At 59.3% G+C, this 12,464-nt stretch carries 12 protein-coding genes; 4 read left to right on the top strand and 8 right to left on the bottom strand.

What is annotated here, in order from left to right:
• The first annotated feature begins 15 nt into the window (after window positions 1-15).
• Window positions 16-1,113 (top strand): glutathione S-transferase family protein, encoded by a 1,098-nt coding sequence (locus tag ACLI1O_RS05265; RefSeq protein WP_239267695.1) that lies wholly within the window; start codon window positions 16-18, stop codon window positions 1,111-1,113.
• On the opposite strand, the gene ACLI1O_RS05260 is transcribed toward ACLI1O_RS05265, so the two are convergent.
• Entirely contained in the window at window positions 1,082-1,954 is an 873-nt protein-coding gene (locus ACLI1O_RS05260; protein ID WP_239267697.1) for an ArgP/LysG family DNA-binding transcriptional regulator, read from the bottom strand. The two genes, ACLI1O_RS05265 and ACLI1O_RS05260, sit on opposite strands and share 32 nt — an antisense overlap.
• A gap of 69 nt (window positions 1,955-2,023) precedes the next feature.
• On the opposite strand from ACLI1O_RS05260, the gene ACLI1O_RS05255 reads away from it, so the two are divergent.
• A complete protein-coding gene (locus ACLI1O_RS05255) occupies window positions 2,024-2,743 on the top strand; it encodes a LysE/ArgO family amino acid transporter (protein ID WP_239267699.1) in 720 nt (239 codons plus the stop codon).
• Between the two features lie 113 nt (window positions 2,744-2,856).
• Here the strand turns inward: ACLI1O_RS05255 and ACLI1O_RS05250 are convergent, their stop codons facing one another.
• The 3 genes from ACLI1O_RS05250 to gatB all read right to left on the bottom strand — a co-directional run bounded on the left by ACLI1O_RS05250 (window position 2,857) and on the right by gatB (window position 7,175).
• Entirely contained in the window at window positions 2,857-4,287 is a 1,431-nt protein-coding gene (locus tag ACLI1O_RS05250; RefSeq protein WP_239267701.1) for a hypothetical protein, read from the bottom strand.
• 202 nt (window positions 4,288-4,489) lie between these two features.
• A complete protein-coding gene (locus ACLI1O_RS05245) occupies window positions 4,490-5,542 on the bottom strand; it encodes an NAD(P)-dependent alcohol dehydrogenase (protein ID WP_239267703.1) in 1,053 nt (350 codons plus the stop codon).
• Between the two features lie 127 nt (window positions 5,543-5,669).
• Complete coding sequence (gatB, locus tag ACLI1O_RS05240; RefSeq protein ID WP_239275322.1) at window positions 5,670-7,175, bottom strand: Asp-tRNA(Asn)/Glu-tRNA(Gln) amidotransferase subunit GatB; 1,506 nt, start codon at window positions 7,173-7,175, stop codon at window positions 5,670-5,672.
• 57 nt (window positions 7,176-7,232) lie between these two features.
• On the opposite strand from gatB, the gene ACLI1O_RS05235 reads away from it, so the two are divergent.
• Window positions 7,233-8,018, top strand: coding sequence for a DUF4261 domain-containing protein (locus ACLI1O_RS05235; RefSeq protein WP_284849478.1), 786 nt, complete (start codon window positions 7,233-7,235; stop codon window positions 8,016-8,018).
• Here ACLI1O_RS05235 and ACLI1O_RS05230 read toward each other — a convergent pair.
• The 3 genes from ACLI1O_RS05230 to ACLI1O_RS05220 all read right to left on the bottom strand — a co-directional run bounded on the left by ACLI1O_RS05230 (window position 8,015) and on the right by ACLI1O_RS05220 (window position 11,485).
• On the bottom strand, window positions 8,015-8,980 hold the full coding sequence (locus ACLI1O_RS05230; protein ID WP_284849477.1) for a bile acid:sodium symporter family protein: 966 nt from the start codon (window positions 8,978-8,980) through the stop codon (window positions 8,015-8,017). The genes ACLI1O_RS05235 and ACLI1O_RS05230 overlap by 4 nt on opposite strands.
• Window positions 8,981-9,052: 72 nt before the next feature.
• Window positions 9,053-10,084 carry an ATP-dependent 6-phosphofructokinase gene (locus ACLI1O_RS05225; protein WP_005280236.1) on the bottom strand — a complete coding sequence of 344 codons (1,032 nt, stop codon included), beginning with the start codon at window positions 10,082-10,084 and terminating at the stop codon, window positions 9,053-9,055.
• A 24-nt stretch (window positions 10,085-10,108) separates the two neighbouring features.
• A complete protein-coding gene (locus tag ACLI1O_RS05220) occupies window positions 10,109-11,485 on the bottom strand; it encodes a DHA2 family efflux MFS transporter permease subunit (protein WP_284631832.1) in 1,377 nt (458 codons plus the stop codon).
• A 47-nt stretch (window positions 11,486-11,532) separates the two neighbouring features.
• Between ACLI1O_RS05220 and ACLI1O_RS05215 the strand changes: the two genes are divergently transcribed.
• Window positions 11,533-11,856 carry a membrane protein gene (locus ACLI1O_RS05215; RefSeq protein ID WP_005282483.1) on the top strand — a complete coding sequence of 108 codons (324 nt, stop codon included), beginning with the start codon at window positions 11,533-11,535 and terminating at the stop codon, window positions 11,854-11,856.
• Between the two features lie 77 nt (window positions 11,857-11,933).
• Here ACLI1O_RS05215 and ACLI1O_RS05210 read toward each other — a convergent pair whose 3' ends face one another.
• Window positions 11,934-12,449, bottom strand: a complete 516-nt coding sequence (locus ACLI1O_RS05210) for an META domain-containing protein (RefSeq protein ID WP_239267715.1) — start codon at window positions 12,447-12,449, stop codon at window positions 11,934-11,936.
• Window positions 12,450-12,464 lie beyond the last annotated feature (15 nt).

Genomic DNA, 12,464 nt, shown 5'->3' with positions numbered 1-12,464 from the left:
ATTGGGAACGAATCGATGACTTCACACGACTCCGACTGGGCCGGAGATGCCCGCAATGCTTCACCAGATGGCGAGTTTATTCGCGATACCACCTATATCGAAGACCGCATTTCACCAAAGGTATCCGAGATAACCGCGCAGGATGATGGCACCTTTTACTGGCCCATGGAGGCTGGCCGTTACCGCCTGGTGGCGGCCCGTGCCTGCCCGTGGGCGCACCGCGCGGTCATCGCTCGCCGCCTGTTGGGCTTAGAGGACTCCATTTCCTTGGCCCTCGCCGGGCCCGTACACGATGCGCGGTCCTGGACATTCGACCTCGACGAGGGCGAAGTAGACCCGGTTTTGGGCTACAAGCGCCTGCAGGAAGCCTACTTCGAGCGCTTTCCAGATTACCCCCGCGGAATTACTGTGCCAGCCTTGGTAGAAGAATCCACCGGCCGGGTAGTCACCAATGATTACCCCTCGATGGTGCGCGATTTTATTGAAAAGTGGACGGACTTCCAGGCAGAAGGCGCTCCCGATCTCTTCCCTGAACAGCACCGCGAGGAGATGAACGAGCTCAACGAGTACATCTTCCACGGCATCAATAATGGCGTGTACCGCTGCGGTTTTGCCGGCTCGCAAGAAGCCTACGAAGAGGCTTATGACCAACTGTGGGAGGCGCTCGATTGGGCCGAGGAGCGCCTGGGCACCCAGCGCTATATGGTTGGCGATCACATTACCGAAACCGATATCCGCCTATTTGCCACCCTCGTGCGCTTCGATCCCGTGTATTACTCGCACTTCAAGTGCTCGCGCCACAAGATCCAGGAACTGCCCAACCTGCGCGGCTACCTGCAAGAACTATTCCAGCTACCGGGCTTTGGTGATACCACCGATTTCACCGAGATCAAACAGCACTACTTTGCCACGCACACCGAAATCAACCCCACCCGCATCGTTCCGGTGGGACCGGATATGTCCTGGCTAGCAGAGCCGCACGACCGCGATCGCTTTGGCGGGCAGCCCTTTGCCCCTGGCGTGCGACTCCCGGGCCCCATTCCCTCCGGCGAGGAAGTAAAGAATCCGGAAGACTTTCAGCTTAAGCTCTTCCCAGCCCCGCAGCCGCGTTAATCACAGACCGCGTCAGATCGCTTAAGACCTCGGATTCTAGGCGCCAACGCTGCCAGTAGAGGTCGATGTCGAGCTGGTGGTCATCGAGAAGCAGCAGCTCTTTCGATTCCACCAGCGGCTGGGCCTGGACCTGCGGCAAAAGCCCCCACCCCAGGCCCACGCGCACGGCCTCCAGGTAGCCTTCCGAAGAGGGAATTTGCGAGACCCGTGCGCGCACGACGTGGGAGTCAATAAAGCGCTCGCGCATGGCATCATCGAGCACTTGGTCATTGGGGCCATAGCCCACCAGCGGCATCGTCTCCCAGGTAAACCGCCCTGAATGAAAGCCTTCCGCGATATGCGGGGCGGCAACGGCGAAATAGCGCATGGTCCCCAAAAACGTGGAATCGCACCCGGATACCGGCGAATGCTCCCTCGTTACCGCACCCAAAACATCGCCGCGCCGCAGCATCGCGAGCGTGCGGGCCTCATCCTCAATGCGTATGCGCAGGGCAACGTCTCCCTGCTGCGCGGTATCGCTTAATACCTGCGTAAACCAGGTGGCGAGCGAGTCGGAGTTGATGGCCACCGACAGGGGCACGCGCGCTAGGCGCTGGCCCAACCGGGCATCGGTTTCCGCCTGCACCAACGCCATGCGCCGGGCCGCCTGTACGAGGACTTCGCCGGCTTCCGTCGCCCCCACCGGATTCGCCCGCCGCACCAGCACACGGCCGGTGCTCGCCTCCAACGCCTTAATGCGCTGGCTTACCGCAGATGGGGAAATCCCCAGGACCGAGGCGGCGACCTCAAAGCTTCCTTCCTCCACGATGGCCAGCAAGGTTTCCAAATGTACCGGGTTCATGAAGCTATTCTAAACCATATGAAGATAGATTAACTGGACTTATTTACCGCTTGGATCCACACTAGGGGCATGTCCATCGTGCTTGCTGGTTTTGTGCTTGGTTTATCCCTCATCGTGGCCGTCGGCCCCCAAAATGCGATGCTGTTGAAATACGGCATCCGCCGCGATCACATCGGGCTCATCATCGTGGTGTGCGCGCTTTCCGATGTCATCCTCATTACCTCCGGCACCGCCGGTGTCGGCTACCTGGTTGAGCGCTTTCCCAATGCGCTTGAGGCGCTCAAGTACATCGGCGCGGCATACCTCGCCTTTTTCACCTTCACCTGCTTCCGCGATGCCTTCAAAACCAAGGGCGAGGCCATCGACGTGGAATCCACTTCCCCTAATTCCACCGAGGAAGTCGCGACCTTCGACGGCGACACCACGGGTGGGGCCGGCACCGGGCACGGTTCTGTCGCCACAGCTACCGCCACCCAGCGCCAGGAAATTAAGCGCTCTCCCTCCTGGGTTAAGCCACTACTTACCGCGCTGGCGCTAACCTGGCTCAATCCAGGCGCCTATGTTGATGTGCTGGTCATGCTCGGCGGCATCGCCAACCAGTATGGCGACCCCGGCCGGTGGCTTTTCGCCGGCGGTGCCATTGCCGCCAGCTTTACGTGGTTTCCCGTCATTGGCTTTGGCGCTGCCCGCTTCTCCCACGTCCTCTCCCGCCCCGAGGTATGGCGCTGGATCAACGTTGGCATCGGCGTCATCATGGTTGGCCTGACCCTCAAGCTCCTCCTGCTGTAATCCCTTGGCCAGCTCCAGCCCTAAGCGTTAAAAGGGGCATCGGCAAGCACAAGGCATAGAAAATCCCTCCCCGGGAAATCCTGGGGAGGGAAATTTATTGCTCTAAGGCGAGATTACTTCTGGGAGCTTTCCGCTTCGGAAGACTCATCGTCTTCCTCTGGGTCACCGATAGCACCGGTTTCTTCGATCCACTTTTCAATCTCTTCCGGCGAGCGGTCGTGCTCTACGCCCTCGCGCTCGATGTAGTAGGTGTGATCGTCCTGGTTTTGCTTCTCAAATTCTTCCTTATCAAAGTCCACATCGTCATCACCGTCAAGCTTTTCCGTCACCTCGGTCACGAGCTCTTCATAGAGGGATTCGCTATCCATATTGGAATCCTCGAGGTGCTGGCCAATCTCGTCGTCGTAGCGATCTGCGTCGTATTCCTTGTTCGGGTTCAGCTTCAGGTGCATCAGCGAACGCACGCGCTCGCGGCGCAGCGCCTCGTCCTGAATCTTGGACTGGCTGCGGAACCATGCGAAGACCAAGACGGCCACCATCGCGATGCCCATGTAGCCGATGACCGGGTAGACGTACTGCATCAAGGTCTTGAAGCCGAAGAAGGAGACGCCGAAACCTGCGAAACAGCCGGCGATGAAGATAACGCGGAACTTTGCCTCATTGCCCGCGGAAAGGCGCTTACCCAATGCGTAGAACATACCAATGGCGGTATTGAAAATCATCAGGTAAATAATGATGGCCATGATTGCGCCCAAGACTGGGTTGACGCTATCGACCAAGGACAGCATCGGGATATCGGAGCCCTCAATCTCCTCGGCGTTCATCAGCAGGGAGAAGCCTGCCAGGCCCATCATGACGGAGTAGACGATGCCGCCTACGATGCCGCCCCAACCGGCCTCACGGGGGCTAATGTTATCGCCGCCGATAACCAGCGACATCGAAACCGCCAGCATCAAAGCTAGGCCGTTGTAGTTCAGCGCGGAGACCAACCAGTTGCCGATCGGGGTATCGATTTGGCTGGAGGCTTCCATTGCCGCACCGATATCGTCCGGCATATTGAACATGGTGTAGATGGCCACACCAATGACGGCAATAATGATGGACGGCGTGAGCATACCGATGACCTTGGACACCTTATCGACGTCCATCATACCGACGGCAATCACGAGCCCCAACATCAGCGTCGAGCCGATCCAAGCCTGCCAGCCAAATTGCTGCTCCATATTGGAACCGGCACCGGCCAGCATCACGAAGCCGATGGCGAAGAGCGTGATGATAACGGCGACGTCCAATAGCTTAGACACGATAGGGTGGGTGACCTTGCGGAATACCGTGTTGTGCTCAGTGGCGTGGAAATAGCTGCCCAATTGCAAGAACACGGTGCCCGCCAGCGTCATAATGGCCGCTGCGACCACAATGCCGGCAATACCCCAGGTGCCGAAGGCGGTGAAATATTGCACGACCTCTTGGCCCGTAGCAAAGCCCGCGCCTACCAGCAGGCCCACGAAGGACATAGCCATGGCGAGAATATTTTTATAAGACACAGTTGCCTAACTTTTGTAGCGGATAATTTTCACACACCAGTGCGCGCGTCCTAGGCCCCCTCCTTATCCCCCGACGCGTGCGGGGAGGCGCGGCGCAGGAGTGTGCTCCTGTGCACATGGTACGTAACCCAATAACGAAATCCTACTTGCACGTGCGTGAAATACAATACATCATCTTTTGTCGATGAAGTAGCTTACATACTTAATCCGCGAAAGTTTCCGTATCGATGACAAAACGGAACTTCACATCACCGGCAACAACCCGCTCATAGGCTGCGTCAACGTCATCAACGCCCACCTTTTCGATGACCGCGCCGATGCCGTGTTCTGCACAAAAGTCCAGCATCTCTTGGGTTTCGGCAATGCCGCCAATATTGTTTCCGGTCAATACTTTACCGCCACCAACGAGGTTGCCCATCGTGATTCCCAGTTCCTCCGGCGGCAGGCCGACCACAGACATGATCCCCCGCGGCTTCAACAGCTGCAGGTAGTCATTGAGGGAATAGGAGGCGGAAATAGTAGACAAAATCAGGTCAAACTCGCCCTTGTGGTTGGCAAAGAAGTCGGGGGCCTCACCCGTTGCCAACACCCGCTGCGCGCCGAGCTTGTAGGCTTCTTGTTCCTTGCGCAAGGAGCGGGAAATGACGGTGACCTCAGCGCCCTTGGCGGCGGCGATCTGCACGCCCATGTGGCCCAGACCGCCAAGGCCAACGACGGCTACCTTATCGCCTTCCTTGACCTGCCACCGGGCCAAGGGCGAGTAGGTGGTAATTCCGGCGCACAAGAGCGGGGCGGCAACATCAAAGTCGAGGCCTTCCGGAATCGTCAACACAAAATTCTCATTGACCACGACCTTTTGCGCATAGCCGCCCTGGGTAATGGTCCCATCGACGTCTTCAGAGTTATAGGTTCCCACCGAGCCGTTCAGGCAGCTTTGCTCCTGCCCATTGCGGCACTGCTCGCACACCCCGCAAGAGTTGACCAAGCAGCCCACACCCACGCGGTCGCCTACCTTAAACTTGGTGACCTTGTCCCCTACCGCTTCGACCACGCCAGCGATCTCGTGGCCCACCGTCAGCGGGAAGTGGGCCTCGCCCCACTCATTGCGAATGGTGTGAATATCCGAGTGGCAAATGCCTGCCGCCTTGATATCGATGACGACGTCATCTTCGCGCGGATCGCGCCGTTCGATTTCTACGGTGCGAAAAGGTGCATCTGGGCTCGTTTTTTGCAGAACTTTAGATTTAATTGGCATGTCACATAGTCTACGCGTTGCCGTCCTGACCTGCCCAAATGAAAACTATGGTCAATTTAAAAACCACGAAAGCCAGCCTCCGCCCCTTGTGGAAGCAGGGACGAAGACTGGCTAGATTAGTGGCGTATTAGCTCAGCTTTTCCGCGATCAGCTTATTAACCTGACCCGGATCCGCCTTGCCTTGCGTCGCCTTCATCACGGCACCGACGATCGCGCCGGTGACCTTCTTATTGCCGGCGCGGTACTTCTCCACGATGTCCGGGTTTGCGGCCAAGGCATCATCCACGGCCTTTTCGATGGCCCCATCATCGCGCACGACCTCGAGACCGCGCTTGGCGACGACCTCATCAACATCGCCCTCGCCCGCCAGTACGCCATCGACGGCTTGGCGCGCCAGCTTGGTGGTCAGCTTGCCTTCCTTGACCAAGGCGATGACGCGGGCGATGTGGGCCGGGGTGATATCCAGCTCAGCCAGGGTCTTGTCCTGCTCATTGGCCTTACCTGCAAGATAAGACACCCACCAGGAACGAGCCTCGTCCGGCTTCGCGCCGACTTCGACCGTCTCCACGATGAGATCCAGCGCGCCCGCGTTGACTAGGTCGCGCATCTCCTCGTCCTTAATGCCCCACTCCTTTTGGATGCGGGCGCGGCGGACCCACGGCAGCTCCGGAAGGGTTGCGCGCAGCTCTTCTACCCACTCGCGCGGGGCGATGACCGGCGGCAAATCCGGGTCATTGAAGTAGCGGTAATCTTCCGCGGTCTCCTTCGGGCGGCCCTTAGAGGTAGAGCCATCGGTTTCTTGGTAGTGGCGGGTCTCCTGCTCGATGCTGCCGCCATCTTCTAATACCTGTGCCTGGCGCTGCATCTCAAAGCGTACGGCCTGTTCGACCGAGCGCATGGAGTTGATGTTCTTCGTCTCGGTACGGGTACCGAATTCTTCTTGGCCGATAGGGCGCAAGGAAAGGTTGGAGTCTACGCGCATGGAGCCTTGATCCATGCGGGCATCGGACACGCCCAACGCAGCGACGAGCTCGCGCAGCGCCGAGACATAGGCCTTTGCCACCTCGGGGGCACGCTCGCCGGCGCCGATGATGGGCTTGGTGACGATCTCAATGAGCGGAATGCCCGCGCGGTTGCAGTCCACCAGGGATGCGGTAGCGCCGTGGATGCGGCCATCGGCGCCGCCCAGGTGGGTCAGCTTACCGGTGTCTTCTTCCATGTGGGCGCGCTCGATTTCCACGCGCCATTCCGTGCCATCTTCCAGTACGACGTCGAGGTAGCCGTCATAGGCAATCGGCTCATCGTACTGGGAAATCTGGTAGTTCTTTGGCTGGTCCGGGTAGAAATAATTCTTGCGGGCAAAGCGCGAGGACTCCGCGATGGAGCAATTAAGCGCCAGGCCAATCTTGATTGCACCCTCCACGCCCTTGGAGTTAACCACGGGAAGAGCCCCGGGAAGGCCCAGCGATACCGGATCGGTATTGGAGTTAGGGGCTGCGCTGAAGTTCGTGGCGGATGTGGAAAACATCTTGGTTTCCGTATCCAGCTCCACGTGGACTTCCATGCCCATTACCGGTTCATACTTGTCGAGGACCTCGTCGAAGTCCATCAGGTCATACATCGCAGCAGTCATGCGTGCCATCTTAATACGTCCGTGCACTCTCGCGCGCTAGCCCCTAGGGTGACTGTCATGACGACTCCACATACAGTAGACACTTCGCTTGTCGATGCCCCACTGATTAACATCGCAGTCTTTTCTACCGCCCCCTCGACCGAAGAGATCACAGAGGCTGTTACCGGGACCTTTTCGGGGCGTGCCGGAGAGATTACTCCCGGCAAGAACCCAGGCAGCCTCGTCGTTCCTATCGATGGCGCGTTTGTCCTGCACTACCAGACCATCGATTCTGCACCCACCCCAGATAGTTACGGCCTCCACCCCATCTTGAGCGCCGATGCCGGCGACCTCAACACCGCGGGAGCCCAAGTGCTAGTCTCAGTCCTTCCGGATAATCAGGAACACGACCTCTCTCACCAATTCCGCGAGCCGCGCCGCGAGCACCTAGAGCTGCTATCCCAAGCGACGTCCGCCGTAGCCCAGCACCCCAACTGCCTCATCATCCACAACCCGCGCGGCAACGTCTCCATCTCCCCGGCGATGTTTAACGATGCCGTGCGCAATAACCTCGCCCCCATGCATATCGCGCCGGTGTGGATTACGCAATCGGGCGGCGAGCTCCGCGGCTATTCTATGGGACTGGTCCAAGCGGGCCACCCGGAAATCCAGGCGCGCACCAGCTCGATGGATCCCACGGACCTCTATTACAAGCTGGCAAATATCGCCAACCATATCCTGCAAGGCGCCACCGTCAAAGGCGGCGATACCTTGGCCTTCGAGGAAGGCCAGGCCTCACTCACCATCACGGAGGAGCCCTGGTTCGTAGACCAGAACTTCCCCGCTGTCACCATTAACTTTTAGCTGACTTTGGCCTTGCGGGCATCGCTAAAGCGGCACAGCGCAGCCAGGATCGCGCCGGACAAGTTGTGCCACACGGAAAAGACAGCGCCGGGCAAGGCAGCCAGTGGGCTCATATAGGAAGAGGCAAGGCTAGTGGCCAGCCCGGAATTTTGCATTCCTACCTCCACGGCCATGGTGCGGCGGACCGGAACCGGCTGGCGGGTAAAGAGGCCCGCGAGATAGCCCAAGCCATAGCCGCACGCGTTGTGAATGACCACGGCGGCAAAGACCAGCACACCGGCGGTGACGATATTGTCATGCGCGCCGCCGACGACAATGCACACGATCAAGGCAATCGCGGTAACCGAAATCCACGGCAATGCCGCCTGAATCTTCGCCACGAGCCGGGGAAGCAGCATGCCGATGACGATGCCCGCGATGACCGGAACGAGCACCACCTTGACGATGGACCACGCCATCGATGCCGCGGAGACCGGCATGTATTCGCCCGCCAACCACAAGGTCAATAGCGGGGTGAGGATGGGCGCCAAGAGCGTGGAGATGGAGGTCATGGTCACCGAAAGCGCGACATCGCCGCGCGCTAAGTAGGACACCACGTTAGAGCTCGTGCCGCCTGGGGCGCAGCCGACCAAAATCACTCCAGCCGCAACCGCTTCTGGCAGATCCATGACTGCCACCACCGCGAGCGCGATCAGCGGCATAATGACGAACTGCGACACCACGCCGAGCACCACGGGCAGTGGCCGGCGCACCACGAGCGCAAAATCGACGGGCTTGAGGGTAAGCCCCATGCCAAACATGACGATGCCCAACAGCGGCGTTACCTGCGGGGCAAAGGATGCCGCGGTATCCGGGGCGATGTAGCCAATAATGCCGCCGATAATAACGAGTATGGGAAAACCCAGCGCCGCGATGAGCGCTTGCCGTTCTTCCTGTTTTTCTGTAGCGCTATTGGTACTCATATACAAAAGAATACCCTCCCACCATGTGAGAGGGCGATCTTAATATTCGAGACGGCGGAGGTTTAACAGACCTTAGCCGAACAGGGCTTGCGCATTGCGGTAGCGGGCATCTGGCACCGTCTTCAGCGTACCCACGGCCTCTTCCAATGGCACGAGGTCGATATCTTCACCGTGCAGGGCAACGCACATTCCCGAGTCCCCATTGTGCGCCGCGCGGGCAGCGTGCACGCCGTAGCGGGTCGCCAGGACGCGGTCATACGCGGTGGGTGTGCCGCCGCGCTGGATGTGGCCCAACACGGTGGTGCGCACGTCATAGCCGGTGCGCTTATTGATTTCATCGCCAATGACCTGGCCAATGCCATTGAAGGTTTGGTGGCCAAATTGGTCGACGCCACCGGCCTCAAACTCCATGGTGCCCTCCTTCGGCAGGGCACCTTCGGCCACACAAATGATGCCGTATTTCTCACCCATCTGGAAGCGGCGTTCCATCGCCTTGGTAATCTCCGCGATATCGAAGGGCTCTTCTGGAATCACGGTGTAATGTGCGCCGCCGGCCATGCCTGCGTGCAAAGCAATCCAGCCCACGTGGCGGCCCATGACCTCCACGATGAGGATGCGGTTGTGGGATTCAGCCGTCGTGTGCAGGCGGTCGATCGCATCCGTTGCCACCGATACCGCGGTATCGAAGCCGAAGGTATAGTCCGTGGCGTTGACGTCATTATCAATGGTCTTCGGCACGCCCACGACGGGGATGCCATTATCGTTAAGCCACTTAGCGCCCTTGAGCGTGCCTTCGCCACCGATGGCAACGAGGGCATCGACCTCGGCCTCGCGCATATTCGTCTTGATCTGCTCCAGGCCGGCCTTAAATTTATCGGGGTGCAGTCGGCCGGTACCCAAAATGGTGCCGCCACGCAAGAGAATCCGGTCGATGCCGGCATCGTCGTAAAGATCGCGCCGACGGTCTTCTAAAAGGCCAACCCACCCGTCTTCGTAGCCCACGACGGTATCGCCAAATTCGTTGGATGCGGTTCGCACAACCGCACGGATTACAGCATTCAGGCCGGGGCAATCGCCACCGGAAGTCAGTACAGCAAGACGCATAACCCCCAATTTAGCGCAGGATTTTTATCCATGCAGCGTGTCCACGTAGCGCAGTGAGGAGATAAGTCCCACCACCAGCGCGATAACAATCACGAGAATCGAATTGATGATCGCCGTAGTCGGATTACCCGTTTGCATTACGGCGGAGACTAGAGCCACGCCCACCACGGATCCCACCTGGCGGGAGGTGTTATACGCCCCCGACGCCGCGCCCATGTGGTGAGGTGAAATATCGCGCAGCGTCGTTGCCGCATTAGAGCCCCAGATAAAGGACTGGCCGATTCCTAGAACGGCGATGGGCAAGGCCAACCACCACGGATTGGCGTCGGCATGCATGACCCACCAGGCCAAACACAGCGAGGCGATCATCAGGCTAAACCCCACCAGCCCCATCAGGCGCGGATTCACCACGTCCGTGAGGATGCCGGCGATGGGTGACATCAGCATCGAGACCAGCGCCATGGGAGCCACGATAATGCCGGCCTCCCCGGCGGATAACCCCTTGACCGATTGCAACCACAACATCACCGGCAGCATGACCGAAGCCGCCATAAAGCCCATGGTTAATATGCCCACGGAACCGGCCGCATAATTGCGGTTGTGGAAGAGCTCCACCGGAAAAAGAGGCGTAGAGCCGCGATCCTGCGCGCTAGTCTGCAAGCGCACAAAGGCGATGCTTGCGACTATGCCGATGGCAAGCACCACTAGCACCCGCCAGTCCCAATCCAGCTCTGGGCCTTGTTGAATGCCAAAGACGATGGACCCTAGCGCAATGAGCGAGACTATGGCCGAGGGCTTATCGATGTCCTGGGCCGTGGTCGGCAGCTTCGGTATCCACAGCAGGGCCAGCACGATGGCGGCGATAACAAATGGAATATGCACCCAGAAGGCCGCCTGCCAGCCAAAAGAAGCCACGAGGAACCCGCCGAGCAGCGGCCCAGCCAAGGATGCCACCGAACCGATAATCCCCCATACCCCCAGCGCGCGCCCACGGCGCTCGCGGGCGAATACCCGGTTAATAACGGACATCGTCTGTGGCATCTCCAGCGATGCTCCGAGACCCTGCACGATGCGCGCGACGATGAGCACTTCTATCGACGGCGCCAGCGCACACGCTACTGCGCCGATCCCAAACAGCGCCACGCCGATGCAAAACAGGGCGCGCTGACCGAGGACATCGCCAAGCCGCCCCGTAAAAAGCAGCGGCACTACGACGGCAAGCAAAAAGGCGGCCGAAACCCACATGATTTCATTGACCGTGGCGCCCAAATCCGCCTGAATCTCCGGCAAGGCGATGGCTACCATCGATTGGTCCAACAGGGATACAAAGAAACCGAGGGATAGGGCAAACATGGCGAGCCATGCTTGGCGCTCCGATGGCAGGTTAGTCTCCGCAATCATGGCAGGAATTCTAGCGGGGCACACAAATCAGGCCTAGACTGGCCACCATGTCCATGATTGATATCAAGAAACCGCAAGACGTATCCACCGCCACCACCGTTACCCTCGGCCTTATCGGTGGTTGGGTCACCGCCCGCGAGACCGGCATTCGCCCGCTCGGCGGCGTCATCCTCGGCGCAGCGGGCCTATGGGCCGGCCGTTCTTGGGCCAAGAAGACCAACCCCGCCACGACCGCAGGCCTGTCCGCCCTGTATGTCGGCGCGTTCGGCGCCTCCCACCCATTGGCAAAGAAGATTGGTTCCTGGCCAGCAGTCCTCGCCGTGACGGCCGCCTCCGCAGGCGCTGCCTACGCGCTTTCCGATGCCAAGTAGTCCACCCCGCCACATACACAACAGCACCATGGTCCCCCGCCAAGGAGGATCATGGTGCTGAATGGTTTTGTGAGTATTTACTCCACAACGTTGAAGACAACGGCGTTGTCCTCAGTGCCCAGTGCGGCCTGGCCGTCAGGCAGAGCATAGAAGGAAGGCTCGGACTCGAGGACGTCACGCAGGGAATCAGAAAGTGCCTGGGTGTGGTCATCACACGCCACCTTGGTGGAGACGAAGTCACCTACGTGAATGGTGCCATCCTTATCCACATCGTAGGAGGTGGTGTAGGTATTGCAGCCATCATCGAGAACCAGGGACTGATCCTTGTCGAACTGCACGGTGAACTGACCGTCTTCCTTAACGGAGTGCAGCTCACCGGTGATGGTCTGGCCCTCGATGTTGGGCACCAGCTTGTCAGCGTCTGCCGGCAGGGATTCCACCAGGTCGCTCTTGGCGGTGGTGTCTGCCACCTCGGTGCCGGGCTCAGCCGGTGCCGGGTTTGCTGCGGGTTCCTCAGCGTTTGCTACGCCCATGGTCATGAGCGCAGCTGCGGAGACGGACATCGTCGCGGTTGCAATCTTTTTCAAAGTCATACCCATTAATCTACC

This window comes from Corynebacterium sp. LaCa78 (assembly GCF_046717505.1).
Lineage (GTDB): Bacteria > Actinomycetota > Actinomycetes > Mycobacteriales > Mycobacteriaceae > Corynebacterium.
The sequence above is the reverse complement of the archived record's forward strand: the minus strand, read 5'-3'. Positions and strand labels throughout refer to the sequence as shown.